Source organism: Syntrophomonas erecta subsp. sporosyntropha, assembly GCF_055395365.1.
This window is the reverse complement of record NZ_AP042459.1, coordinates 1,775,146-1,800,974: the sequence shown is the minus strand read 5'-3', so window position 1 is coordinate 1,800,974 and position 25,829 is coordinate 1,775,146. Positions and strand designations below refer to the sequence as shown.

The 25,829-nt window shown below is 42.6% G+C and carries 33 protein-coding genes; 2 read left to right on the top strand and 31 right to left on the bottom strand.

All coding sequences use genetic code 11. The features are described 5' to 3' along the window. Positions 1-11 precede the first annotated feature (11 nt). From ACZ5Q0_RS08770 to ACZ5Q0_RS08725, 10 genes are all read right to left on the bottom strand, one after another. Positions 12-1,244: a phage portal protein gene (locus tag ACZ5Q0_RS08770; protein WP_447182466.1), complete on the bottom strand. Its 1,233-nt coding sequence runs from the start codon at positions 1,242-1,244 to the stop codon at positions 12-14. 37 nt (positions 1,245-1,281) lie between these two features. Then, a complete protein-coding gene (locus ACZ5Q0_RS08765) occupies positions 1,282-2,835 on the bottom strand; it encodes a terminase large subunit (RefSeq protein WP_447182465.1) in 1,554 nt (517 codons plus the stop codon). A 20-nt stretch (positions 2,836-2,855) separates the two neighbouring features. Then, the gene (locus tag ACZ5Q0_RS08760; RefSeq protein ID WP_447182464.1) at positions 2,856-3,368 is read right to left on the bottom strand and encodes a phage terminase small subunit P27 family; all 513 of its coding nucleotides are present in this window, start codon (positions 3,366-3,368) and stop codon (positions 2,856-2,858) included. Between the two features lie 113 nt (positions 3,369-3,481). After that, the gene (locus ACZ5Q0_RS08755; RefSeq protein WP_447182463.1) at positions 3,482-4,534 is read right to left on the bottom strand and encodes a Fic family protein; all 1,053 of its coding nucleotides are present in this window, start codon (positions 4,532-4,534) and stop codon (positions 3,482-3,484) included. Between the two features lie 94 nt (positions 4,535-4,628). Continuing rightward, positions 4,629-4,850, bottom strand: a complete 222-nt coding sequence (locus ACZ5Q0_RS08750) for a gamma-glutamylcyclotransferase (RefSeq protein WP_161820499.1) — start codon at positions 4,848-4,850, stop codon at positions 4,629-4,631. Beyond that, positions 4,843-5,649 (bottom strand): virulence-related protein, encoded by an 807-nt coding sequence (locus ACZ5Q0_RS08745; protein ID WP_447182462.1) that lies wholly within the window; start codon positions 5,647-5,649, stop codon positions 4,843-4,845. The genes ACZ5Q0_RS08750 and ACZ5Q0_RS08745 overlap by 8 nt, the downstream gene beginning before the upstream one ends. Before the next feature lie 92 nt (positions 5,650-5,741). After that, the gene (locus ACZ5Q0_RS08740) at positions 5,742-6,239 is read right to left on the bottom strand and encodes a gamma-glutamylcyclotransferase family protein (protein ID WP_447182461.1); all 498 of its coding nucleotides are present in this window, start codon (positions 6,237-6,239) and stop codon (positions 5,742-5,744) included. Between the two features lie 139 nt (positions 6,240-6,378). Further along, positions 6,379-7,305 (bottom strand): amidoligase family protein, encoded by a 927-nt coding sequence (locus ACZ5Q0_RS08735; RefSeq protein ID WP_447182460.1) that lies wholly within the window; start codon positions 7,303-7,305, stop codon positions 6,379-6,381. A 118-nt stretch (positions 7,306-7,423) separates the two neighbouring features. After that, the gene (locus ACZ5Q0_RS08730; protein ID WP_161820502.1) at positions 7,424-7,636 is read right to left on the bottom strand and encodes a hypothetical protein; all 213 of its coding nucleotides are present in this window, start codon (positions 7,634-7,636) and stop codon (positions 7,424-7,426) included. Between the two features lie 100 nt (positions 7,637-7,736). Continuing rightward, the gene (locus tag ACZ5Q0_RS08725; RefSeq protein WP_447182882.1) at positions 7,737-8,966 is read right to left on the bottom strand and encodes a site-specific DNA-methyltransferase; all 1,230 of its coding nucleotides are present in this window, start codon (positions 8,964-8,966) and stop codon (positions 7,737-7,739) included. Positions 8,967-9,238: 272 nt separating this feature from the next. Between ACZ5Q0_RS08725 and ACZ5Q0_RS08720 the strand changes: the two genes are divergently transcribed. Both ACZ5Q0_RS08720 and ACZ5Q0_RS08715 read left to right on the top strand, forming a co-directional pair. Beyond that, on the top strand, positions 9,239-9,628 hold the full coding sequence (locus ACZ5Q0_RS08720) for an AbrB/MazE/SpoVT family DNA-binding domain-containing protein (protein WP_161820505.1): 390 nt from the start codon (positions 9,239-9,241) through the stop codon (positions 9,626-9,628). A gap of 2 nt (positions 9,629-9,630) precedes the next feature. After that, positions 9,631-9,924: a type II toxin-antitoxin system RelE/ParE family toxin gene (locus ACZ5Q0_RS08715; RefSeq protein WP_447182459.1), complete on the top strand. Its 294-nt coding sequence runs from the start codon at positions 9,631-9,633 to the stop codon at positions 9,922-9,924. A 17-nt stretch (positions 9,925-9,941) separates the two neighbouring features. Here ACZ5Q0_RS08715 and ACZ5Q0_RS08710 read toward each other — a convergent pair whose 3' ends face one another. From ACZ5Q0_RS08710 to ACZ5Q0_RS08610, 21 genes are all read right to left on the bottom strand, one after another. After that, positions 9,942-10,292, bottom strand: coding sequence for an HNH endonuclease (locus tag ACZ5Q0_RS08710; RefSeq protein WP_447182458.1), 351 nt, complete (start codon positions 10,290-10,292; stop codon positions 9,942-9,944). Continuing rightward, positions 10,264-10,488, bottom strand: a complete 225-nt coding sequence (locus ACZ5Q0_RS08705) for a hypothetical protein (RefSeq protein ID WP_447182457.1) — start codon at positions 10,486-10,488, stop codon at positions 10,264-10,266. Before ACZ5Q0_RS08705 ends, ACZ5Q0_RS08710 begins: the two co-directional genes overlap by 29 nt. Positions 10,489-11,072: 584 nt before the next feature. Then, positions 11,073-11,513, bottom strand: coding sequence for a DUF1492 domain-containing protein (locus ACZ5Q0_RS08700; protein WP_161820509.1), 441 nt, complete (start codon positions 11,511-11,513; stop codon positions 11,073-11,075). Positions 11,514-11,516: 3 nt separating this feature from the next. After that, complete coding sequence (locus tag ACZ5Q0_RS08695) at positions 11,517-11,708, bottom strand: hypothetical protein (RefSeq protein ID WP_161820510.1); 192 nt, start codon at positions 11,706-11,708, stop codon at positions 11,517-11,519. After that, complete coding sequence (locus ACZ5Q0_RS08690; protein ID WP_161820511.1) at positions 11,705-12,151, bottom strand: DUF7768 domain-containing protein; 447 nt, start codon at positions 12,149-12,151, stop codon at positions 11,705-11,707. The genes ACZ5Q0_RS08695 and ACZ5Q0_RS08690 overlap by 4 nt, the downstream gene beginning before the upstream one ends. A gap of 1 nt (position 12,152) precedes the next feature. Continuing rightward, positions 12,153-13,541, bottom strand: coding sequence for an SNF2-related protein (locus ACZ5Q0_RS08685; protein WP_447182456.1), 1,389 nt, complete (start codon positions 13,539-13,541; stop codon positions 12,153-12,155). After that, on the bottom strand, positions 13,516-13,803 hold the full coding sequence (locus ACZ5Q0_RS08680) for a VRR-NUC domain-containing protein (RefSeq protein ID WP_447182455.1): 288 nt from the start codon (positions 13,801-13,803) through the stop codon (positions 13,516-13,518). The genes ACZ5Q0_RS08685 and ACZ5Q0_RS08680 overlap by 26 nt, the downstream gene beginning before the upstream one ends. Positions 13,804-14,158: 355 nt before the next feature. Then, on the bottom strand, positions 14,159-16,636 hold the full coding sequence (locus tag ACZ5Q0_RS08675) for a virulence-associated E family protein (protein WP_447182454.1): 2,478 nt from the start codon (positions 16,634-16,636) through the stop codon (positions 14,159-14,161). 31 nt (positions 16,637-16,667) lie between these two features. After that, positions 16,668-18,623: a DNA polymerase gene (locus ACZ5Q0_RS08670; protein ID WP_447182453.1), complete on the bottom strand. Its 1,956-nt coding sequence runs from the start codon at positions 18,621-18,623 to the stop codon at positions 16,668-16,670. A 29-nt stretch (positions 18,624-18,652) separates the two neighbouring features. Next, complete coding sequence (locus ACZ5Q0_RS08665; protein WP_447182452.1) at positions 18,653-19,195, bottom strand: DUF2815 family protein; 543 nt, start codon at positions 19,193-19,195, stop codon at positions 18,653-18,655. Positions 19,196-19,232: 37 nt separating this feature from the next. After that, positions 19,233-20,312: a DUF2800 domain-containing protein gene (locus ACZ5Q0_RS08660; protein WP_464827299.1), complete on the bottom strand. Its 1,080-nt coding sequence runs from the start codon at positions 20,310-20,312 to the stop codon at positions 19,233-19,235. Between the two features lie 53 nt (positions 20,313-20,365). Continuing rightward, positions 20,366-20,689, bottom strand: coding sequence for an rRNA biogenesis protein rrp5 (locus tag ACZ5Q0_RS08655; protein WP_447182450.1), 324 nt, complete (start codon positions 20,687-20,689; stop codon positions 20,366-20,368). Beyond that, a complete protein-coding gene (locus tag ACZ5Q0_RS08650) occupies positions 20,652-20,846 on the bottom strand; it encodes a hypothetical protein (RefSeq protein WP_447182449.1) in 195 nt (64 codons plus the stop codon). The genes ACZ5Q0_RS08655 and ACZ5Q0_RS08650 overlap by 38 nt, the downstream gene beginning before the upstream one ends. A 75-nt stretch (positions 20,847-20,921) precedes the next feature. Next, positions 20,922-21,650, bottom strand: a complete 729-nt coding sequence (locus tag ACZ5Q0_RS08645) for an antA/AntB antirepressor family protein (protein ID WP_447182448.1) — start codon at positions 21,648-21,650, stop codon at positions 20,922-20,924. 83 nt (positions 21,651-21,733) lie between these two features. Further along, entirely contained in the window at positions 21,734-22,171 is a 438-nt protein-coding gene (locus ACZ5Q0_RS08640) for a sigma-70 family RNA polymerase sigma factor (RefSeq protein ID WP_447182447.1), read from the bottom strand. A 168-nt stretch (positions 22,172-22,339) separates the two neighbouring features. Further along, positions 22,340-22,543 (bottom strand): hypothetical protein, encoded by a 204-nt coding sequence (locus tag ACZ5Q0_RS08635; RefSeq protein ID WP_464827105.1) that lies wholly within the window; start codon positions 22,541-22,543, stop codon positions 22,340-22,342. Positions 22,544-22,650: 107 nt separating this feature from the next. Next, on the bottom strand, positions 22,651-23,361 hold the full coding sequence (locus ACZ5Q0_RS08630) for an ImmA/IrrE family metallo-endopeptidase (RefSeq protein ID WP_447182445.1): 711 nt from the start codon (positions 23,359-23,361) through the stop codon (positions 22,651-22,653). 16 nt (positions 23,362-23,377) lie between these two features. Next, positions 23,378-23,746, bottom strand: coding sequence for a hypothetical protein (locus ACZ5Q0_RS08625; protein WP_447182444.1), 369 nt, complete (start codon positions 23,744-23,746; stop codon positions 23,378-23,380). A 22-nt stretch (positions 23,747-23,768) separates the two neighbouring features. Beyond that, on the bottom strand, positions 23,769-24,155 hold the full coding sequence (locus tag ACZ5Q0_RS08620; RefSeq protein ID WP_447182443.1) for a helix-turn-helix domain-containing protein: 387 nt from the start codon (positions 24,153-24,155) through the stop codon (positions 23,769-23,771). Positions 24,156-24,183: 28 nt separating this feature from the next. Continuing rightward, the gene (locus ACZ5Q0_RS08615; protein ID WP_447182442.1) at positions 24,184-25,005 is read right to left on the bottom strand and encodes an ImmA/IrrE family metallo-endopeptidase; all 822 of its coding nucleotides are present in this window, start codon (positions 25,003-25,005) and stop codon (positions 24,184-24,186) included. Between the two features lie 181 nt (positions 25,006-25,186). Then, positions 25,187-25,813: a hypothetical protein gene (locus tag ACZ5Q0_RS08610; protein ID WP_447182441.1), complete on the bottom strand. Its 627-nt coding sequence runs from the start codon at positions 25,811-25,813 to the stop codon at positions 25,187-25,189. Between the last annotated feature and the right edge of the window lie 16 nt (positions 25,814-25,829).

Genomic DNA, 25,829 nt, shown 5'->3' with positions numbered 1-25,829 from the left:
TGTATTTTACTTCACTCTTCATCACCCGCATTTTCCTCCAGGGCCTTCTTGGCATAAGCCCCCGCCAACTTTAGAGGCAACATATTGCCGTTGGTAAGATAAAGATCCCCACCTTCCTCCTCGGGTATTGGATCCATGTTTTCCATTCTCCTCACATCGTTAACAGAAAAGAATCCGTTTTGAATGCCAATGGCATAACCATCCATCCGGGATTTATAGTCTCCTCGCATCAGGGCTGAGGCATTAAAAGAAACAAAACACTGGCCTTTTTCCTTTTCTTTAAAAAGCTTCCGGTTCATAGCCTGTTCAATCCGTACCAGCCAGGGACGAATGGTATGAACCACAAAGCTGATCGACTGATTCTCAATGTTGGAAAAACTGGATCGGCTCAGATCAGCCACCAGATGGGGCGGCACCTGAAAAATCCGGCAGATTTCTTCTATCTGAAACTTTCTGGTCTCTAAAAACTGGGCGTCGGAGTTAGGCATGCTGATAGCCTGATACTGAAGGCCATCCTCTAGCACCGCCACTTTATAATTATTGCGTCCCCCATAAGCGGCCTGCCAGGCATCCCTGACCTTGGTTGGATCCTTTATGGTTCCGGAAGTGGAGAGAATCCCTGTGGGTGTAGCATTGTTAGCAAAGAATCTGCCTCCGTATTCCTCGGCAGCGATATTTAAACCGATGGCGTTTTTTGCTAAAGCCACCGGCGAGTAGCCCATAACCCCATCAAAACCTAAGCCAGGAATATGCAGCACTTCATCCGGGCCAAGAAAATAGCTTTGTCCTTCCTTACGGTAGGTGTAGTAAAGTTCACCCTTTTGATCCCGGTCTACCAGCATCTTATCCGGCAAAAGCGGGTATAGCCCCAGCACATCTCCCCAACCATTTCGGATAATCTGAGAATAGCTGTTCCCCCAAAGGAGAAGATGGGTCATCATCGTCTCCCGCAAGGTAAAAGAGCTCATTTCCGGATTCGGTTCATCATGCAAAATCCGGTACAAGGGATGGTCATACATCTTTTCTTTTCCTTCACCCCGGTACCGGTAGGTGTGCAGAGGTAATGATGCTATTGTCTCAGCAATGATTCTCACGCAGGCGAAAACAGCTGTAGTCTGCATAGAGGTTCTTTCATTAACCATTTTCCCCGCTACACTCTGGCCCATATAAAAGACCGGTGCCCCGCTGACACTATCATGAGGTTTATCTCGGGCTTTAAAGAGCCATTTAAAAAAGTTTGCCATATTTCACATCACCCCTTTTCATTAGCAGCTGTTCCTTTTACAAAATGATCATGTCTCTTTGATCATAAATAGATCCCCCATCATCGGGCGGATTTACTGTGGCTCTGGCCAGACCCATGATCATGGCTACAATGCCGTCAATCTTTTCTACGGATTTATCCTTATCCACTTTGATATTTCCGGCGGGATCGGTTCTCACCACAATATTATCCGCCATCCATCTAAGCACCGGATGACCGCCATGGGCGATTTGCTGGCTTAAAATCAGGCGCATCATTTCTTTGGTGGGTGGTGACATATCCTTAAAACCCTGACCAAAGGGCACAACTGTAAAGCCCATACCTTCTAGATTTTGACTCATCTGGGTAGCTCCCCAACGGTCGTAGACAATTTCCCTAATGTTATATTTCTCCCCCAGCCTTTCGATGAACTTTTCAATAAAGCCATAATGAACCACATTCCCCTCCGTTAGGTTTAGCAATCCCTGCTGGTACCAGATGTCATAAGGTACGCTGTCTTTTTTCACCCGCTGGTAAAGAGTCTCTTCCGGTATCCAAAAGAAAGGCAGCACATAGTATTTGTCCCCTTCCTCCTCTGGTGGGAATACCAGCACAAAGGCGGTGATATCAGTAGTAGAGGATAAATCCAGTCCTGCATAGCAGTCCCTCCCTTTCAGCTCTTCCGGATCAACCGGGAAATTACACAAATCCCACTTCTCCATGGGCATCCATTTAATATTCTGCTTTAACCACATGTTTAACCTTAGCTGCTTAAAAAGAGCCAAATCCGCCGGATCCTCCTTCGCCTGCTGATAATGTTCCCGGACCCGTTCTATCTGAATGGTATGGCCCAGACTGGGGTTGGCCTTATACCAGTTGTTTTCATCTTCAATATCCGCATCATCTTCCAGTCCATAAATGATGGAAAGAAAACTGGGATCTACTCTTCTGCCTTCCAAGATATCTTTAGCCTTGCAGTGCATTTCCCAACCATAGCCGGAAAGCTGGTTGCCTGCGGTGGTTAGATATAAAAAGAGGGGTTGGGTCCTGGCATCACCAGAGCCGGTAGTGAGCATCTTAGCCAAATCCGGATTAGGATAGGTCCAGATCTCATCTAAAATTACACAGGAAGCGTTAAGTCCTGATTTGGATTTCACATCAGAGCTTAATACCTGATAAAAGCTCCCGGTCTTAGGGTAGACAATTCGTTTAGTAGAGCGCACTAAGTTTGTGACTTTGGAGAGGGTCGGGTTTCCCTCCACAAAGTTAACACTGGTATTAAAAATGATGCTGGCCTGCTGCCTATCACAAGCAGCCACATACACCTCCGCATTAGGCTCCCCATCAGCTAAAAGCATATAAAGGGCAATGGCAGCGCCGAGCTCCGATTTTCCATTTTTCTTCCCTATTTCCAAATAAGCGGTGCGATACTGCCTTGTGCCATCTTCCCTCAAAGTGCCAAATAGCTTGCTCACCAAATCCCTCTCCCAAGGCAGCAAGATGAAAGGTTGACCTGCCCATCTGCCTTTGGTGAGTTTTAATTGCTGGATAAAGTTGATAGCATGGTTAGCATGAACCTCACTGAAAGGCAAGATGATCACCTCCTTCCTCGTTAGTCATCTTCTGCCATAACCATGAAATCCTCTGCATTCGGTATTTCTTCCAGTAGACTAGCCATGGCATCTCCCTCAATAACACCACCGGCGTTAGTAATGTTGAGTCTACTGCGAGCTGAAGGAGTAAGCCCCAGCTCCGAGCAGAAGTTTCGCATCTGCTTTAAATTCTGCTGAGCAATAGAGACTTGAGGAATCTGCTGAATATATCCCGAGGCAGTCTTTAAAATGGAACCGTGCTTAGAGATAAATTCCTCAGCTTCCTTCCATCTAGCATAAGCCTGGCAGTAACCGGCAAAGGCGGCCATGTCTATTCGAGTTAAAAGCCCCATAGCTTCCAACTCTTTTGATAACCTGCGCCATTCTTTCTTGGCATCCGGAAGCAGCCATGACGGGCAGTTGGGTGCTTTCTTTTCGGGTTTGGGTTCATTTTGATTTAAAGGTCTTTTGCCGGGATTGCCTTCCAGCACTTTTAGTGCGGTAGGTTTCGGTGGTCTTCCTCTGCCTGCCATTGGCTTTCACCTCCTTTATTTTGCGCAAAGAAAAAAAGACCCAAAGGTCTTTATTTGCAGCATATAATATAAGTTACTTTAAAGAAAAAGAGTCTTTTTGAGGCCCCATCAATCTAATCTTCATTTTTAACATATGCAGTGGCTCTTCCGGAACCAACTTTTTTAATATACCCTTCCTTCAATAAATCAGAAAGAGCCTTTTCAATGGTAGTCACACTGATATCAGGGTAAATATTAGCTATATCTGACTTTGAAATCTTTCCAATTCTTCTATCAAATAATTCCTTTACCCTTTCAGCTTTACCCATTTTATCAACCACAACTGTTTCCACTCTATGAGAAAACTCCTTATAGGCTTTAGCTATTATCTCTAAATAATACTTTACAAAGGGGAAATAGTTGTTTTGATTTTCATACCACCCCTCTGAGCTTTGTTGAAGTGTCCTGTAATAACTTTCCTTAGAGTTTTCTATCAGCATTTCCAGGCTAATATATTTCCCTACAAAATAACCCTGTTTGTATAGAAGTAATAAGGTTAAGAGTCTACTCATTCTTCCATTTCCATCATTAAAGGGATGGATTCCTAGAAAGTCAAAAACAAACTTGGAAATTAAAATCAAAGGATCAATTTTAGCCTCTCTAATAGCCTCTTGATACTCGGTACAAAGTCTTTCTATGGCTTCTGGTGTTTCAAAAGCTGATAGAGGTTTAAAACGAATGTGTCTTATCCCTTTTTCGTCCACTTCTTCTATAATATTATCCTGATTCTTATATTTTCCACCATCAACTGTTGGGAGAAAGCTATATAAGTCCCTGTGCAATTGAAGAATTACATTTGGTTTTAAAATAATATGCTCATAGTTTTCGTGGATTGTGTTTAAAACTTCTCTGTAGCCAGCGATTTCTTCTTCATCTCTATTAAGAGGCTCTGCTTTTTCAGATACCAACTCCACCAGCCTTTTATCTGTTGTAAATATACCCTCAATCCTATTGGAAGCACCTGTGCTTTGAACTTTTGCTACTTCAAGCATTGATTTTAGAATATCCGGCTTTGCTTTCATAAAAAGCTCTTGTTTTCCCTTATATCCATGAATTGTTGAAACCAGATTCATCACTTCAGGCACCATCAATTCTTGATCAACTTCCCTATAATTAAACTTTTTCATTATACTTACCTGCCTATTTAAAGATTTATATGCATAATTTTATCACTATTATATGCAGATAACAATCAAAATATGCAGATACTAATATAAACCTCTATCCCTTAATCCCCTTAAAATTGTAATTCCCCTTTTTAATTTCCTCATGGTCTGCCTCAACTGCTTTGTTATAATCCGGCTCATTGGTCTCCTTTTCCTTACAGCTCATGCAAAGGCAATCTTCATTGAACATGGACATGATTCTGCCGCCCGCTAAACTGCCGCCGCAACGGTCACAAGTTGTCTGAGTAAAGAAATTATCCGGTGTCTTTTTATTCATGTTCTCTCACCGTCCTAAAGGCAGCACTACCCCCCAGATGAGCCAACATCGCTTTTCTGGTAGCCTTGTATTTTTCCCCATTCATCCCCAGCCGAATGAGCCAAGTCCTCAAAGCATATTTGGGATTTTCCTCTTGGGTCTGCTTAAAAGATGCCCTCTTTAATGTTTTAGATAAAGTGTTAATTAAAGCCGTAAACTCTGTAAAAGCATTTATAATATCCTGGTCCGGATTAATCCTGCCCAGTTTAAAGGTCAAGGTTTCTTCCCCAAAATCAAAGGTCAGCCCGGGACACCGGTCTGCTCCTAAATTTTCAAAGGTTGCTTTAAAATCCTCTAAAGTGCTGATTTTTTCCTTGCTTAGATCTTCAGCGAAACTATCATCCATAAAAGGAACCTCTGTTTTAAAAGCCTGCATTATCAGGTTTTGTTTGCTGTAAATCATGTTAATGAGATTCCGAAGGCTTAAAGCTGAATGGCCCTCTAAAGGAAACTTTACTTCAATACTATCAAAAGCTTGTGTGTCACCGTTATTCGCGATTGCCCTAGCTTCAGGTTCGGCCTCCATTGTCATCTCTCCAGTAATCTCCTCTTCAGCTACTGCTGCACTCGGTGGCGGTGCATTTAAAATTTCCTCCATGCTAACTACTTGCCCATTGCTAGTGGTAATAACCCCATGCCGGTCAATGGTGTAGATTTCATTAGCGGTTGTGATTTGGTAGTTAAAGCTGGGAACCGACAGATATTTTGGCGTAACTCCCAGGTGCTCGCCAAGCCTTTTTACTATTTCTTTCCGAGTCATAATTTTTACCTCCCTTGTGTTTTTGGTACTCTATACATTGCTCTAAACACAAGATATATCAAGCTATTTATGCATTTACATTGCTTTATTTTTCATCGCACCTGCCTTCTTTCCCTATTTCGTAAATCTTGTTCTTTTCTGCTGATATCGAGAGCGGCTTCAATGTATTTATTATCAAAACCAGCCATAGCATAACCGACCCTTACAGTTTCAAGATAACTCCGGCTGGGTAGGTTAAGCTGAATCCTCTCCATCACTTCATCTGTCATGATATACACCATAGCGGTAATTCTCTCCCCGGTTTCAAGATTCAATTCCACTTCCATCTTTTCATAGAACCTGGGGTAGCCTTCGTAATAATCCAGTGCCTTTTCATCCTCCGGCTGCAGCTCCCACACCAACACCGGTACCTTACTTCCCCGTTTTGGTTCAATAGTGGCATAGGCATTATCTTCTCTGCCTTTGAAAAGCAGCTGATAATCTAAAAGTATCCCCTTGCCATAGATTTTAGCTGTAGGACAGCGATAAACCATCTGCCCCAAATTCAAGTTAGAACCATAGGCTAAGTTTAGAATTTTATTTTCCTTCATTGTTTCACCCATCCTTTCCAAAGAGCCTTTCTCTGCCCCACTTTGGCCTCGTGTGGCCCTTTATATCAAGGCTTGCCCTTATATACCACCTAAAGGGCGGTTCCCCGCCCGGTGGCCTTTAGGTTGCTGTCTTTTTTAGTTAAGCGGCCCTTTGGAATCTCCAGGCTGCACTTCCCCTTAGGTGCTTTATAAGATGCTCCCGGCAGTTTTTGAATTCTTCGCCGATGAAGCCGATTCTATTAAGCCAAGTCCTCATTGCGAACTTAGGATTTTCCACCTGGGGCTTTTTGCTGCTGGCGCTCTTTTGAGTTAAGGCTTGGTAATTCATGGCCAAGGCAAGGGTTATGTATGTGCGTATTTTCCCGGCATGCAGTCGGCTGGCGTTAAAACCTCTTAGCTCTACCGTGCCGCAGCCGTTGAAAAAGCTATGTAGGTTGATAAAATGATACCGGCTTTCGTGGTAGTGCCTTGCTCGGCTGTCGCTGTAACCTTCATACCAAATGTCCTCTATCTGCTTAAAGGTGGTAGGCTTTTTCCGGTTCATTCGCTCCACCAAATCTTGGTCCATCTTTTTGCAGTAGCGCATCCTGCTGGGCTCTATCTCCAGGCTTTCATAAAGCAGGTCGTTTCTGGAGTAAATGATGTTAATAAAGTTCCTTAGGCTCCTCGGAGTGTGATCGGCCCCGTTCAAGTGGATGTGAACCCCTGTTCTGTTAAGCCTCTCTGAGAAGGCCCCAGCCTTTCTAAGTTTTCTGATTAACTCCTGCAAAGTGGCCATGTCTTTTTCGTATGTAAGAATGGGGCTAACCAGCTCAACGCTATATTCCCTGCCCGCTGAAACCTTCTCTCCGTTCACTCTCTTTTGGGTGTAGATGCTGCCATCGTAGACGAATTTCCAAACCCTTCCGTCCGGGGCAGTAACCTTGCAAGTACCGTAAGAGTCCCTTGTCTCTGTAATGGTTCCACCCAAATACCTGGCTGCAACCTCGGCTGCTTGCCTTCTGGTAATTCCCGTAAATTCTACTTCAATGCCAAACTTGGCGGCTAAAAAGTTTTTGTTTTCCATCTGTATTTCCCCCTTCGTGTGTTTTTTGGTAGTCTATATATCACTTAGAACACACATAATAGCAAGGTTTTTATTGAAGAAATACAGTATTTATTTCAATACAATTTAGGGTTAAAACTTACTCAACATCCACGTATTCCATGATAATTCTTAGGGCCTCATCATAGGAGCCGGAGGCCATAACTCGCTGGCTTACCTCTTGGGCCTGCTCATTTTTCCCGCTCGCTTTCAGAGTTTGCCGCACCCGGCCTAAAATGAAGAATATATTGCCGTCCTCTCCAACCAGCCTACATTGGGGTTTTAACCCATCAGTTTTTTTCTTACTACCCATAAAAATACCTCCAAATAAGATAGTCACACCATATATCCCTCAATGTTCTCATAATAGCAAGAGGATTTTAGTGTGAATCTTATACGAAAATAGCGGGCTGTTAGCCAATTTCCAGATCTTTATATTGAATCTTTCTCCCTTCCCTAATTAAGTAGACATCCTCATCACTTCCAACATACTCGATAAATCGCTTCACTCCAACATCCACAAAGCGTTCTTCTAGCTCTGCGGCAAAACAAATCCTGTCTATCTGCTCACAGGCTATCAAAGTTGAAGCACTGCCGGAAAAAGGATCTACAACGATAGCATTAACTGCTGTGCTATTTTTAATGGGATAGGCCATTAAGGGGATCGGCTTCATGGTGCTGTGGAGTTTATTTTTAGAAGGTTTATCAAACTCCCATATAGTAGTCTCAGATCTTCCCGCATACCATTTATGTTTACCCTTCTTCTTCCAGCCAAAAAGGCAGGGTTCATTTTTCCAATGATAGGGTGAGCGGCCTAGTACCAATGATTGCTTAACCCACTGGCAAACCCCTGACAAATAAAATCCGGCATCTTCAAAAGCCCTTCTGAAAATTAAGCCTTTTGTATCTGCATGAAATACATATATAGATGCGTCGTTAGCCATTATGCTTTCCATATTTTTAAATGCGCTTAAAAGGAACTTATAAAATTCTTCGTCTTGGAGATTATCATTTTTGATAGTTCCCTGACTTCCTTCATAAGCGACACCATAAGGTGGATCTGTCAGTATCAGGTTGGCATTTTTGCCGTCCATTAATTTCTCATAGGTTTCAGCTTTGGTGCTATCGCCGCACATAAGGCGATGCCTGCCCAATAGCCAAATGTCACCCGGTTTTGAAATAGGCTCCTCCTCCAAAGCAGCATCTACATCAAAATCGTCATCCGTAACATCTTTATCATGTACCTGACTGAAAAGATCCTCTATCTCTGCAGCATCAAAGCCAGTCAGGCTTAAATCAAAGTCCTGTTCATTTAGCTCATGCAATAAATCAGCTAAGGCTTCAATCTCCCAGTCACCGGTTACTTTATTAAGAGCCAGATTAAGAGCTTTCTCCTTGTCTGCAGATAATTTCACTACTACACATTCAACTTCTGTATGACCTGCTTCTAATAATATTTTGTACCTTTGATGGCCACCCACGATATTTCCGGTTTCTTCATTCCAGATAATAGGCTCCACATATCCGAATTCTGTCATGGAACGTTTAAGCTTTTCATAGGCCGGATCTCCCGGTTTCAAATCCTTTCTTGGATTATATTTGGCCGGATTAATTTCGCTTACCGGTATCTTTTGAACAATCATCCCTTGGTTCATTTACAAACCTCCTCCGTTTCTTTTCATTAAAAAAGCCCGAAGACGTAAGTCTACGAGCGTTATACCCCCCCTTGCGAATTATGCGATTTTTCACACAAGCCCCTGGCGCGTTGTCGTTTCAAGGCTTCCCGTAAGATGTCTACCCCCTAGGGGCGCTAATTGTAAAATCAATTTGACAACTGTTCCCTAAAGCTTTACAATTTAAGTAAGGAACTTTGTTTCCTTACTTATGCATTTTTAGTTGAAAGGAGCATAAAATAATGTTAACAACAAATATAAATGCAGGAGATGGACAAATGGAAAAACGCCGGATTAATATCTCCAGTAAAAGACAGATCACTATCCCCGCAAAATATTTTGATTCCTTAGGTTTAGATAAAGAGCTTGACTGTATTTATTCTAAGGATATGCTGATCCTTTTGCCTGTAAAAAAAGAAGATCCCGCTTTTGCTGAGGAGATCTTACAAGATCTAATCGAGCAAGGTTTTTCAGGTGAAAAACTATTAACCGAGTTTAAAAAAGCCAATCGTAAAGTTAGGCCTGCTGTTGAAAAGTTAATCGAAGAAGCTGATGAAATTGCAAAGGCAGCCTCTGTAAATTATATAGATCCAACAGACGATATCTTTGGCGATGAAGAAACGGAGGCTTAATAATGCTTCCTGTAGTCTATACCCCAATGGCAGAAAAGTATTTTAAAAAGCTTAAAGACAAGCAGCTAAAGAATTCATTCAAGGAAGCAATTGTAAGTATAAGAACAAATCCCCAAATAGGAGACGCCAAATCTGGCGATCTAAAAGGTATTTATAGCCTCGATATTTACTATAATCGTACGAATTATGAGCTTGCCTATAGGATATCTCAACTCGAAAATGGCGAAATGGTAGTCATCATCATGGCTGGCACTAGGGAAAACTTTTATAAAGAACTAAAAAGATATATGAAGTAATGCTAAGTTAGTCCTTTCTAAATATTTCCAAAGCCGCCATCTTCTTCAGCGGTCTTTTTACTGTGACAACTTTTACAAAGGGGCTGCCAGTTCTTTCTGTCCCAGAAGAGTTTTCTGTTCCCGCCGTGGGGAATGATATGGTCCACCTCTGTTGCCGGAGTAAGCCTTCCTTCTTTTTGACATTGAACACACAAAGGATTCTCATTTAAAAAAGTTTTACTCGTCTTACGCCATTGGTAAGTGTAAAGCCTGGAGCTTTTAAGGTTTTGTTCTTTTGTTACCCGTTTCCTGTGCTTCTCGCAGTACCTGTCATTAGTTAATGCCTGGCACCCGGGGTAGCTACAAATAGTTTTTGGTTTCCGAGGCATCAGTCTTCACCTTCCTCTCCCCTTGGTCACAGCCAGACCAGGAGATCCGTTTATGTTTATCGCCGTTTTCGGAAATGTTAATTAAGGATTTATGATATTCGCTTTCTGGATTGCTGCATTCATAAGCTTTCCAATCCCTATCGCTGGCTGATTCATCAATAGTAGCAAAGTGACAGGATATACATTTGATTTTCATAAGACACCTCCCCGTTTTGGGCATAAAAAAAAGCCCCGATAACAAATTAAATGTTTCAGAGCTTTTCTATATTAAATTAGGTAGGTGGCCTAAAACCACCCTAGGAAATCCAGTGTGCCCAACCAGATGCTGGGCTAAATAGTTTTTGCCAATACCCAATCAGAATTTTAATGTATTATAAAACAGGCCGTTCAATCCATTTTCAGATAAATGAAAGCCTATTACTGCGCCGAAAAACGCCTAAAAATAAAAATACGAGATGGTGCAGGCACCTTCTCGCTAAAAACTCCTACGAGTTTTTGTTCATTGCTAGAATTATATACATAGACTACAAAAATAGTCAATGGTTTTGCCATAAAAGTATTATATCAGATTATGACAAAATTCTGCTTATATAATTTGGGGCATAGAAAAAGCCCTTAAGGATTTGATCCCTGAGGGCTCTATATCAAGAATGCTGCGTTTCCCGGGAGTCGTGGTCGATCTATCCCTAGGGCCTATTCAAACAGCATCTGGTGTTCTTGATTTTCTATACCATTACACTTTATAGTATAGCACGGGTTGGCTGTTGCTTCTTGTTGTTTTTATTGCTTTTTGTTGCTTTTTGATGCGTGTTTCATTTTTTTCTCGATTTCTTTTAAAGCACTACCGTGCAAACGTGAAATCCAACTCCTATCAAATCTTAATTCCCCGGCTACAGCTTCCCAAGACCAACCGTTAACATATCTCATCTCCAACAGCAACTGGCAAATAGGATCATCCACCTGGCTAATAGTATCCATGATTTCTGCCTTCACACCCACCAGACGGTTAATGTCCCGATTAATTTCTTTTTCTAAATCCACAATTTTGGCTATGGTATTTTCCATATGGCTTTTTGTATTTTTGCCGCCGGACACTTTTTCCTCTGTAAGATTAACACTTACCTTCATAGCCAACGCTCTTAAAGTTTCTAATAGCTCCAGCTTGCTATTAATCCGCTGATCAAGCCACAAGGCTTGAGATAAATATTCCTTAGCGCCCATGCTTTACACCTCCATCTTGTAATACTTTTCAAAGATGTGTTTTTGCTTCTTAGCATCTAAACCTCGAATTCTCTCCAATGCCTTTTCTTGGTCCAGTAAATATTGCTCCTTGGTTTTATAGAAATTGCAGCCTTCACATTGTTTTTCTTTCAAAGCTATGCAGCTATTTCGTTTATAAGCAAAGCAGTCTTTCATCTTCTTTGACCCCCAATCTCCCCGTATTCCCTTTGTCCTGTCATCTCCCGGCATTCCGTTGTGAAATATCGAATCGGGATATTCCACTTCTTTGCTCTTCTCACTTCTGCCGCCATTCCGGTTGAAAGCTCTCGTCCAAAAACCCATAACTCCTGACACTTGCTTAAAAGGATTAGTCCCATTTCCATTCCCAGCTTTCTTTCCTCCGGATCATTTTCTTCTAAAAATTGTGGATACATGAGATGCGGGATGATCGGAACAACGTTTTTGATTACGGCGAAACGTCCATACCTTCTTGCTCTTATAGTGTTTAGCTCCAAATCCCCGGCAAAGGGGCTGCAGATGAACACTATCTTTTTTCTTCTTTCTCTCTCAATATTAGTTAAAGCCTCATGGGCCGTTGGATCCAGGTATCCTTCTTGGTTATATAAACTCACTCCCATGCTATGTTTCCTCCCCTTCTTTTTGATTGGCTTTAAGCCTGGCTCTCACTGCCTCAATCAAGGCGCTTTGGCCGGTATCTTTATTATCCAGAGCCGTCATTACTCTGTGATCGATAGTACCTTTGGTTAAAATGTGATGGATGACTACCGTTTGTTTCTGACCCTGCCGCCACAGCCTGGCGTTCGCTTGCTGGTAAAGTTCCAGGCTCCAGGTAAGGCCAAACCAGATGATAGTGGAGCCACCTTCCTGCAGATTTAGGCCATGCCCTGCTGATGCCGGATGACAAAGGGCTAACTGCATCTCGCCCCGGTTCCATTTAGCAATATCCTCTGAGGTGTTAATCTCACCGGCACTAAAGCGTTTTCTGATCCGATCCCTTTCATGCTTAAAGGCATAGTAGACCAGAACCGGTTTTCCATTGGCCGCCTCAATCAAGTCCTCTAAGGCTTCCAGCTTTCTTGCATGAATCAAGTGCGCATCTCCATATTCGTCGTATACTGCTCCACCCGACATTTGCAAAAGCTTGTTCGATAATACCGCAGCATTGGCGGCATCTACATCGCTATCCTCAAAGGGTAACAGCAGATTCCGTTCCAACTGCCGATAAAGCTGCATTTCCTTTTCCGATAACTCTACTTCCACTTTGTTAAAGATGATCTCCGGCATTTTCAAATACTCTAGAGCCTTCATGCTGATGCAAATGTCAGATATCTTCTCATAGATCTTTTCTTCCGCACCTTCGTTAATTGCATAATCAGCAGGTATACCACCGTTAATATATTTTTGTGGATGAAAGTATCGGCTGCGGTAGCCGCTATAGGTTCTTCCCAATCTCTCTCCACCATCCAAAAGATAGATCTGACTCCATATATCCAAAAGACCATTAGGAGCAGGGGTCCCGGTAAGCCCCACAATTCTCTTGATTTTGTGGCGGACTTTTTTAAGAGCTCGAAAGCGTTTAGCAGATGGAGATTTAAAGCTTGATAACTCGTCAATGATGACGGTATCAAAATCCCACTCTTTAGTTTTTATAAGCCATTCAACATTTTCACGATTTATAACATAAATATCCGCTTTAGTATAAAGGGCCATTTTTCTTTCCTTTTCACTGCCGAGAACCTTAGATATGGTAAGTCCTTTTAAGTGCTCCCATTTTTCGCATTCCCGGCCCCAGGTATCTCGGGCCACCCTTAATGGTGCAATTACCAACACTTTAGTAGCATCAAAATAGTCATATAAAAGAGCCAATATGGCGGTTAAGGTGATTACTGTTTTGCCAAGTCCCGGTTCTAAAAAAAGCCCTGCTGCTTTATGGTTTAAAATAAAATTTGTAGAAAATGTTTGATATTCATAGGGTTGATACTCACACCTTGTTACCGGCAATGCCATCCACCACACCTCCGGTCTCCTCCGGATCGTCTAGGCAATACACCAAAAACCCTAGCGATTCCAGCTCTTTTTTTCTCTTTATCTGATTGGGCCGCATCTTCTTCCCCGGTGCTTTGACTTCTACAAACCCAGCCCTACCATAAGGCAAAAGCACCAGCCGGTCAGGCACCCCATTTATACCAGGGGAGATAAATTTATAGGCTCTCCCGCCTCTTCTTTTCACTTCTTTAACAAGCATCAGCTCCAGTTCTTTTTCGGTCATTTCTCTCGCCCTCCACGATTGATTGCGTTCCATGGTTAAATAAAGGCCAATCTGTTATTACATTTCATATTGTTTTGCATCCCAGCTTTATTTCTGTAATTAATTCTGTAATTATCATTGTAATTATGGCTTTAAAACTCTTACGCGCGTATAGGTGCGTAATTATCTCTATATCGGTATATATTAACTACTACTACTCCATTAGATTATTTTGATTTCATAATTACCAATTACCTATAAACCCTTATAATTACAGCGTTTCAGCCCGTAATTATATCTTGTAATTATCTTTTGCATGATTTCATCAATTTCAAAACGGGTGTAATTATGTTTAGGGTCTTTGTAATTCATAACGCTATTTAATTTCCTTGGTTAATTCTGAATTGTAATACTGGTGATCGGGACTTCTCTTTTGAGGTAATCCTTCCTCACTACTTTTAACCCTACAAAATGTCTTCTGGTTTCCGTAAATCGGGAATCTAGTCTGCCCTTGCTTATTACCGGCATAGGTTTCCCATCCGCCAATACGCATCAAAACCCCGATAATTTCAAAAGAATCCTGGCGTCTTAAATTGGACTTGTCTTTTCCAAGGCACTCGCACCATATTTCGTGTACGCACACTCTCTCGCGCCTAATTATTCCAACAGGAAACTCAGTTCCAAACTCACTCTGACCAGCCAGAAAACTCCTTCTTTCATAGAGATCCATAGAATCCCAGTTTTCTGGTAATAGTGTCTCAAGATAATCTTCAATAAGGCCCTCTCTATCATCTGACTCCATTGCATCCCGTTGCTCTTCGAAGGCAATCTTTTCTTCCTCCGGTGAAAGGATTAAAGATTCGCCAGCTCGATAACGATAAAATGCCTCAGCCCAAATTTGGTCCACATCTGTCATATCCCACACACTTTTCTTTCCACCATTGACTCTTACCGGCCAAAATCTTCTGTTGCCTGTGATATCTCTTAAGAAACCACTTATGTTATTGGTGCTTCCCACAATTATGCATTGTCTCGGATGACTCTCAACATTTACCCCATAGCTTTGGCGAAACTTATCATCTGTTCTTGTAATGAAAGATTTTACCGTTTCTACATCGACCTTTCGAAGTCCCGCAAGCTCTCCCATTTCAAGAATCCAGTAGCCTTGCAACTTCTCTGCTGCAGATTTATCTCTCATATCGGAAACCGTCAAGCTATCGGAGAACCACTTGCCACCAAGCTTTGCGAAAAAGGTGGACTTTCCTATTCCTTGGGGACCATTGATAACAAGAATATAATCAAACTTGATGCCGGGTTCATATATTCTCGTAACTGCAGCTACTAAGGTTTTTCTCATAATAGCCCTAGTGTAACGGTTATCCTCTGCGCCAAGATAGTCGATAAGAAGGGTATCCACCCTCTCGGTTCCGTCCCAAACAGGAAGTGCATTAAGATAGTCTTTAATAGGGTGAAATACTCTCTCAGATGCTGCTGACAAAAGTGCGTCTTTAGTTTTAGTAGGTGACCAAATCCCATAATACCTGTCAAAATACATTTTAAGCTGGGCCAAGTCTGCATCGTTCCATCCCGGTTTTACCTGCTTCCAAGGAAGTCTCCCATTAACATCTAACAGATGAGTCATCTGGTTGTAGGCAACCCCCTGTATCCTCGGATCATTTCTCATAATGGTTAAGATATTTGTGGGCGTATCTTTTACTGAACCATTTTTATTTAGCTCCAACGTTAATTGCCAGGTAAGGTCTTCTTCCTCGGCTTCTTCATTTAAATCCCCGTCTTCATCTAATTTTTCAAACTCCTCTCTTAAGTCATCCTCCCGTTCCTTAGCTAGCTGTTTCTTAACTTCCGTATCTTCGGTACAAAACTCCAGCATTGCTTTATAGGATGGTGGCTGTTTTTTCTCATCCGCATCTTCATCCAGCTCCCCAAACCGATGGATCCGCACCAGGTCAAAGGCATTGCATAACTTTCCGCAAGCCGGGTCTGTAGCATGATGAGAATAGGCATACTTGTTATCATAAATAACCACCCCGGCGGTAGAGTCGGCAGGGATATAGTCGTAACGTTCCGGCATGACACTGGGTTCATAAACTTCCGAAAGAAATTTTTCTATAACTTCCTCGATACTATAACTCCGGCAAAATGCCCCTACTAAACCACTCTTACTAAGTGGATCCGCCTGCTTTTTAAGAAGCTTATTAAGCAAAGTGGTTTGCCTGGAGGATACCGGCCAGGAGGAAGAATCCTGCCAGTTTTCGTAAAGCTTTAATATCTCATCTGGATTCAGATAGTCACCTTCTATAGCTCTAAAGAAATACTCTCCATCTGATGAAGTGCTGGGCCAATACATCAATCTATTAGGCTCATAGGTGGTATCATCAAATAACTCAATTCCGATTTCCTTGGCCAGCCTTCTGCTTACGGCTTGGTACTCATCCGCCGATACCGGCCTCGATAGAGGGATTATTAGCCTAAGCCTTGGTTTTTCCGGTGTATGTTTATGGGTGGAATAGATGCAGCAAGCATACCCATAGAGGAGTTCCATATTTTCAGCAATACCTTCTGCATCATCGGCATAGTCCATATCCAAAGTCAGCATGGATCTATTAATGACACTATCTTTTCTGCGCCGACCGTCTTTTAACTTACCGGCTACAAAACCACCCACATCTTTCACATTGTCCTGCTGATATTTCTTCATTTGGCGATATTCTTGTTGCGTTTCACTGGTGACGGTAGTTCGGGAGAGCCTTTTTACAAACTCCTCCCAAGACACCGTCTGTTCTTTCCAAAATTTATCTTTACGGCTGTTGCCGGTGGAAATAACAAATTTCATTAGCTTCAACCCCTTTTGTAAAAGTCTTAATTCATGATTTTTGGTAAAATTCACACTCATATCCGTCTGCGGTTAAGGGCAAGCCTTGAGCCCACTTTGGTCCCTTGCTCATAAATGAACAGATCTCTTCTACCGAAGATTCACCCTCTGGCACTTCACAGATGACCTCATCATGGACGTGAGCCACGATAGCAAAGCCTGCCTGATCTAGTCTTAGCATGGCATCTGCCAACAGATCCCGGGATGTGGCCTGCACAATGTTCTCTACAATCTTGGGGCCATAAGTTTCAATGCGCTCCCATTTCTTAGTAGCACCGATTCCTTCGTAAGTAAGACCTTCCCGGCCAAACTTATTCGGCATCAGCTTGGGCTTTACATACACCAGATCTCTACCTGAGGGGAGAGTCACAAAGAGCATGCCGCTTTGGTAGGTAAAAATAATCCCATGGGTACGGGTTTTAGTTCTTTCCTTAACAGCGGTAATGGCGGCTTTATCAACCTCCCACCAAAAATTAACGATACGCGGATTGGCAGTTCTCCAGTTATCTATTAAGCCCTGCAGCTCATCTTCTTCTACTCCCATTTCCAAAGCTCCCATGCTTTTTAGTGCTACTACCCCGCCCCCATAGCCACAGGCCAATTCCGAGATTTTACCTTTTTGCCTTAGGGGACTCCCCTTGGTCACTTCTTCTATGGGTACATGAAACATCATGGAAGCGGCGGCTTCATAGATCTTCCCATGGGAAGCAAAAACCTCCAGCCGCCACTTCTCCCCGGCCAGCCAGGAAATCACTCGGGCTTCAATAGCTGAAAAGTCCGCCACTATAAACCGATGGCCTTCTTTGGGTACAAAGGCGGTTCTAATCAATTCCGATAAGACACCGGGAGTATTGCCAAAGAGTAGTTCGATATCTTCAAACCGTCCTTCTTTCACCAAATCCCGGGCCAGTTTTAAATCTTCAAGATGGTTCTGAGGAAGATTTTGCACCTGCACTAAACGCCCGGCCCAGCGTCCGGTTCGGTTAGCTCCATAGAATTGCAGGAGCCCATGGACCCGCCCATCTGAGCACACCGCCCTCTCCAGGGCTTCATATTTTCTAACACTGGTTTTAGCCATGAGGAGCCGGAGTTTAAGTGCCTCTTTCACTTCCCCTTTCGTTTCCCCCACCAGTTCTTGCACATTTTTCTTAGACAAACTCTCTACCTCAACACCCCGACCGACCAGCCAATCTTTAAGCTGCGCCACCGAGTTAGGGTTTTCTAAACCGGTAAGTTCATAAGCTTTTTCCGTTGCCGCCACACTAAACTGTCTATCGCAGGTTATGGCCTGCATCACAAAATTCATATCCGCCTGAAAGCCTCGGTCGTTGATTTTTTGATCCAGGACATATAAATCATGCTCTGCTTCCGGTATAGGATACTTCTCTAGCTTTTTCCTGATCGCCAGCTCCACCCCAACGTCCCGGATATTATAGGCTTTAAACTGTTCCCATTTCTCCGGTGCATCAGAGGGTAGGTTCCTTGTCCTACCCCCATTAGCTACAGTGGGTTTACAAGGCATACAGAAATACCGGATGAGGGCTTTACCTTCTGACATTTTCTGTTCTTCCAACTGTAGTACCTGAGCTACCCCTTCCAGGTGGAGAGGAAGTCCAAGCATGGCCGCCTGAACTTCACTGCACCGCCAGGAGCTTGGGTCAAGATACACTTCTTTACCTAAAATTCGACAAAGATATTTCATTAAACACACTCGTTCAAAGTTAGCATTAAAAGCTGTCTTGATAATACTTGCATCCATTAAGGCATTTATAATTTCTTCCGGGAGTATCTCACCACTGGCCAGATCAATCAGCTTAATCTGCCCGTCATCCATACTGTAGGAAAAGAGCAATATATCAAAGCTGGGGCTTTCGGCATAGCGGTAAACACCACACTTGCCCAGGTCTATATCAGAGAAGGTTTCTATATCGATGCTGATAACATGCATGGCTTACCACCGCCTTTCCTCACCACGTGTTAGGCTAAAAAATCATCATCTTCTTCTATTTCAAAGTCATCTTCTGCCCTGCTGCGTCCGCCAAGGGATTCTCCGTCCCTAATTTTCTGCACATTGCCCAAATAGGCACCGATGCCGCGGTTTCCATTCACATTGAATGCATATAGAGTCATACTTACCTTCCCGTAGCAACCGCTATAAACTTCACTTCTATCAAGTATTGCTTGGACGTTTTTATCTACTATTTCGGGAGCTTCCTTTGAGTTAGCATTAATAAAGTAGCAATTGGCGTAATTAGGATCATCGGGACGGTCAATATCGCCATCTCTCAAAGGAGTCTTTAGGTTAGCGGGAATCTTACCACCAAACTTGGCAACCCCTTCTTTTTTCGCCTCTTCCGTAGCTTTCAAAATGGCATTGACAGTATTTTTATCATTCTTAGGGATAATCAGGGAAAGACTATATTTAGGGTCACTGCCGTTCACACTTTTCGGCTCCCATAAATTCACAAAGCTAAATCTCCCGGGAACTACAACTTTCGTACTCTTCGTCTTTTTACTCATAATAAAATCCTCCTAATTTTTTTATATAAAGGGTGGACTACTCTTCCACTTGAAACTCGACACTAATGGGGTCTACTGCTTCCCGTTTGTCCGTCTCCGGAACCAGGGTTAGTTTGCCTTTTGGTTTTTCCACCAGGCCGCCCAAAATTTCTTTAAACTTGTTCTTGCCCATGAGCTTTTCCATCTCGCCAATGCCGATAAGGGTTTCTTTGAAAATATCATTATATCCGGCTGCTTTTGCCGCTTTTGCTACAGCAGCTTCATTAGTGTATTTCCTGTTGGTCCTTCCTTCCACCAGCTTAAAGCCCTCCCAGTGTCGGCCTTCGTTAATGGCTAAAGCTGTGGCATAGGTGTAGATATCACTGGCCCATTTCGATAGCTCCTGGGACAATCCAATAATTTCGGCAATCTCGTCATCAGTTAAAAGGGCTGGATCCTGGAATTCATACTTTAAAAGCTCCAGGTTCTTAACCGCTCTGGCCCGACACTGATTTTTCGCCCGGCAGAACCTACAATGATCTCCGGCACAAAACTCTCCCCCGCCGGTACTGGCCAATAGTGCTTTGGGTTTTAGCTCTTCTTCCGCCCAAATAAGTAGCTCGTCTACTGTTATTTCATAGGTAGAAAAGTTATCTATCCGGGGCTGTACTATGTGCATGGAAACCTTCTTGATGTCATAAAGCATGTCAAATAGGGATAAGCTCGCTAATGCGTAAAGCATCATCTGAGGGTTTTTCTCAGCAGAAATCTCTATGCCACGACCGTATTTTAAATCCACCACATGAAGGATGCCGTTGCCTACCACCACCAGGTCACCGGTTCCAAAGCCATCCGGTACATAGTCACTAAAATCTAGCTTCTGCTCGATTAGAATCTGCGGATCCGAGCAGCTCTCTTTGGCTTTTTCAATAAGTCCTAAACAGTACTCCACATAAAGGTCCGTCATTTCATCCATCTCATCAGATTGATAAGAGCTGGTAGGCTTCTTAGAACGGATCTTCAAAGCCTTCTTTAATTTGTGCTCTGCCAGATCGTGGGCAGCGGTGCCTTCCTCTGCATAGGTACTGGTTTCATCCGGAAACTGCTGCTCCAACAGTGCCGATGGCGGGCAAGCCATCCAGCGATGAGCACCGGAAGCGGAGTAGATAGAGTGTGCATTATTGGAACCGCTCACTTTAGCTCACCTACTTCCTTCATCGCTTGGGCGTAATACTTCGGGTCCATAGAAGAAAGGTTATTGGCTCCGAATTTTTGAATGATGGCTTTCACCGCCTCCCTGTGGCCATCCCGGTTCTTTTCTGCCATAGCTGCTCTTAATTCTTCCAGAGTTGGTTGATTTTCCTCAACTGAGGTATCTACTGTTTCTGCTTTTTTCTCTTTAGGTGCCGGTTCATTCTTAATTTCTGTTTCCTGGCCAAGAACAAAGGTCTCAATACTATTTGCCAGGGACCTTAGATCAGCAACTACGTCCAGTGCAAGTTTGGTTTTGCTCATTTTCAGGCTCCTTTCTCTCCATATTTTTTATAAGCCGGTTGGCTAATCTTTTGGATACAATGCTGATGGCAGTTAAGATGCCAACCATTTCTTCCTGCATCTCTTTATTTGCGTCTGGTTTCATCTGTTTGTCCGCTTCCTTTCCTTGAGTCTTCATCTGGTCACCTCCTCGCCTTGGAATAATCCCTTCACTTATTAGCCAATGGGGAGGGGGGTTTGGTAACCAGAAGTTTTAAAATAGTTGCATTTGCCCTGTAACACTCTTCAGTAATAGCCTGAAGGTTTCTCGACCTTTAGGGGTAATCAGGGTCTGGGTTCCTACCCAGCCGGTTTTTTCATTCATTGCTTCCTTAATCTCAAACAGTCCATTGTTCTTATCTGCATAAGGTTTGAGCTTACCTTTTTTGTCACGGTAGATGAATTTACGATCCATTAGGAACCTGATAAACACTTTTTCCCGTATCTTTAGTTCTTTGGCTGTATCCCTAAAGTTGGTCAGTAAGTTTCTGTCTACCAGTTCATCAAAATATTCTGCCTTGGGCTGCAGATTGGCGTTGACCACTAATAAACGGGAGTTTTCAATCTTCAGGTCTTGGATTGTTTTGTCCGCTAATTTTAGAGCTCTGGACATTACCATCTCCGGAGTATTCCACGCTTTTTCTACAGAGAGGAAATACTGACGAGCTATTTTCCCTTTTTCCGTTCTTTGGATCATGCATAGCTCTTTTGCCATCGGTATGGTTAGCTGATGGTCCAAATATTCGGTGTAGGGATTTCTAGGATTATTGGTTTCTCTTTTTTGAGCAACCAATATAAAGTCGATGCCTTCGGTAAATCCATACGCCCTCATGCGGTGAAACCAATCGCCATATTTGGTCTTCACCTCCAGAAACTCATGAAGTTCCCTGGCTGATACGGTTGGTTCCTGGTTGCTGTAGTCAACTTTTATCAGCTCATTCATTTTTCTTTCAACCTCCTCATGTTTTAATTTGGGGGTAAGCCCCTCACTTACTAGCCAATGGGGAGGGCAGTTTGGTAACCGACTTAAGTAAAAAACTTTCTGAGCTTGGCTAAAATTTTGTCTCTGCGCTTTATAACAGTCACATGGGAGGTGTTTTCCTGTTTGGCCACCTCTCTCACGGTAAGGTTTTTATGATAAAGGGCTTGAATGAGCTCTTGCTCCTCACGATTTAACTCTTTTAAGGCTTCCTGTAATATCAGAAGGGTGGCTTTATCGCAGAGGATATCTTCAATTGTTGGTTGTTCATCTACAAAATCTGCACCCAACTCCATAAGTCGCTCAATGGAGTCCTCTTTACTGGGGATAAATGTGGGTTCCCCAGTTTCAGGGTCAATATCAATGCGGCCTACCTTGATATCCTCTTCCATGTACCGCTCACGCCTCCGCATTTTGTAGTACTCCTTGTAAATCTCTTTACTGACTGGCACCCGCTCTTTGCCAATTTTGATAAATTTACTCATTTTATTCCTCCTTGGTTTTTAATCCGAGGGAGGAGTCAGAGTGAAAATTAGGCAAAAAAAATAGCCGGACAACCACTAAAATTAATTAGTGGTCATCCGGCTATTTGGTAGTTCATTTGACTCCGTTGCTCGGTATGAATTACACTTTGCTTATAAATTTAACTTTGCTTATAATGCCTTGGCCTTTATTCGATTGTTCGTAAAAGCTACGTCAATAATTTTTTTACACTTGGGGCACTTAATCAGAAGTTCTCCGTCCTTGCCCGATACCAGATCCATTAATCTCTTATTAGAACATACTGGGCATTTGATTTTTATTGCTATAATCATCACCTCCCACATTATCTGTCTTGTCAGCGTGCTTGCGAACATTGTGGGTAAAAAAATTTGTTTTTTCCCCCCCCAGGATTATATTGCATACACGCATTTTTGCGAACGATGGTGCCTAAAATAACAGCACAAGAAAACTCCTGCTGTAATTATACTAACTGAATACCTAAAGTGTTTAATCTTATTTCTACCGCCTGCTTTGATACCTGAAATGTGGAGGCCAAATCATCAACGATAAATTCTTTGATAAGCCCTGGACAAAACCCTTTCCACATGAATTCGTTAATTTTTTCTCCTACTTTATAGCCTGATTTAAGCTCTTCAGCCTTCTGTTTAAACATTTCTGCAGGCATCAGGATTGCTGCTGCTAAGTTGTCAGCTTGCCATTCTAACCAGTCTTCCGCCGTTTTTGCTCTATAGACTTTTGCCGCCGGGCAGCGACAGGCCTTTGCTAAGGTTTTATCCTTATAAGAAAGAGCCATAAATCTGAGTTGGTGTTTGTCCCAGTGAACCATTTCATGAGTGATGGTAAACCGTTCTCTACCCTTGTTTGTTTCCGAAAGATTACTTTCAACAAGTAGCGTTCCTCTCTTGTAAGCTCTTCTTATATACTGATCTGTATCTTGGTCATAAAGTTCTACTGGCCCATCAGAGAATATCATCATGCCTAAAGTATCTAAGTCTTTGTCGATATTCACATAGTCAATTTCCAGGTTCATTTTCAATTCCGCGATATCTTCAACCGGAACCGACAAGGGTTCTTCCAGAGCTTCAGGACAATACTTTTGTAAAAACTTTGATGCTTCTTTATCCATATCTTTCTTTCTAATAATCGGCACCAGGTCTTTGTTTAAATGCATTAACATTCCTCCCCCCTCACTTGTTATAGGCTTCAATTCCATCGACTGAAAAATTTTTCAGCTCAGCGTTTTGAAGTATCGCACTGCAGCTTAACTTAAACCACTGGCATACTGATTCTAATATGGTTTCTCGATAGGCGTAATCTCCTATTTCAATGTCACAGCTAACCAGTATGTCGAAGCTGATTTCTTCTGCATCTTGTTTGATATCAAGGATTCTTAAAAGCTCAATGTTGTCGAGGCTAGCTTCCAAAACTTCATTCACGACATTTGCTCTCAAGGCAAGATCATATTGGTCATACTTGTCCATTATCTCATTTTGCAGGGATTCGAATATGTTTTGATAAAAGCGTTCCTCAATCATACTTTTAAATATCTCATTCATACGCACCCCTCCCTTGTCATTTTTATTCTTCTTTGTCCAAAGCTTTAATAAACTCTTTCCACGCCTTCTCAGTGGTTTTGCTGGTCCCTTCAATTTCGTCCGTTTTACGAGCTTTTCGAAGGGCTATTCTGGCCAAATCACTATCTTTAATATAATCGGGCAAATCCATAGGAATTTCATCTCTGTCCTCTGATGCTAGGTCGATCATTTTTTCTTTTTCTTCCTGGGACAGCCCCAGCAGTGTGGCTATTTCTTCTATCTTGCTTAAGTTAGGTGGATTTCTCCTTCCTTTTTCGATGTCACTCCAGTAAGCCGGAGAAAGTTCTAACAGATCTGCCATCTTCCTTAAGCTGAGCTCCTTATCTTTTCTTTTTGCGGCTACAAATGCGCCAAACTTATTTGCTATCATAATCTTCACCTCCTATCTTAAGGCTACACTAGCTTATCCCAGCATTCTTTACTTTTAGGCTCATTTCTAAAGAACACTGTCTCTCCTCGTGGTCTCTGATAAATCTCATATTTTTGAGCCTTATTTTTGCTGCAGTTACCGATACTTCAAAAATATCAGCCAGCCCATAGCCCAATTCAGCCGCCCATAGATCTTTTTCAAAATCAGTCCCCATCTGATAATATCCGTCATGAATGCCAACAGATTTAAATTCTTCTTTGACCAATTTGGTAAATGCTTTCTTAGGCATTAGCAATGCTGAGGCCATATAATCTGCCTGCCATTCAATCCAGTCATCATCGGTCACTAAGGGTCTTTTGCCGACACACTCAATATCCGTAGTGCGACATTTGATTACTGGCGGCCTCTCCTCTTCAAAGTCATCGAAAAGCGAAATCTGGTTCTTGTTTACCACATATATGTGCCGATGCAAAAGCCAGTGGGCCGCTTCATGACCAAGTGTAAACCGTCCCCGTCTTACTTGATCATCTTCCAAAAGGCTATTATCAATAAGAATTGTCCCTTCATCCACCGGAATTTCCTTTACCTTTTCATTATCTGGGTCATAAACAGGTATATAGCAATTATTGAAAACCGTCATGCCTAATATGGACCGATCATGAGTCAAATCCTTAAAATCCATTTCAAGTGAGGCATAACATTCTGAAAAGTGTTCTACATCCATCACACCCGGGTTATTAAGAAGTTCTGGCTTATAGTCCCGTAATACTGCTTCAGCAATATATTCTATCTCATCTTTAGAGAGAATCGGAATGCCATTTTTCCTCGTTCTAAAATCAACTTGAATCATTTAGTAACCCCCCTCTCATAAATGCGTGTGTGCTTCTATGCGAACATTGTACTAAAAAATATATTGTCTGTCAACCTCTAAATATGTAATTACTTTACAATAGAACATAATCTTTTTAATTACCTGCCCTATTGTAAGAATCAACCAATTACTGCCGATTACTGACTTTGGGCTTAACAACTCATTCCTCCATCTCCCTATGCGCCACATTAGCTTCATCAACCCAATCTTCCTCCACATAAACCATCCCGCCCCGGCCTTCAACTTTCCTATTAGGACCAGCCTTATATAACTTGCAACTCAAAGGCCCATAACAAAATGTCTCAAACCGGTACTTCCTCTTGCCCCTTGGGTTCCAATTATCAACTATTATTTCCACCGGCATCCTAGCACCCCACATACAGCTACTGCATTTACTATCATAAGTCCTGGCAGCTAGTCTCCGGTGTCCCCTTTCCCGATAAACCTCCAACTCCGGCGGAACCAATTCCCAAGGTGCCGATAAACTTCCCGGCTCCCCTTCTGCTACCTTAGCTAACTTCGACACCTTATAATAATCTACCGACTCCATGTCCGGATCCGGAACGGGAAGGCATGCACCAGAGATAATGTCATTAACTTTGAAGTTAAATTTAGCTTGAGCCGCTTTGCCAATGCCAAAGGAGAATGTAACATCTTGGTTATCAATGGTTCCGGCGATTTTAATGGCATAACCTAAATAGGTATGAGAGGCTTCATCAAATGAACGGGTAAGTCTTATTCGTGGTTGGATTGATGTGATTTTACCGGTGAAAGATTGTTTGTCCATTTGGTGGGTTAACCCC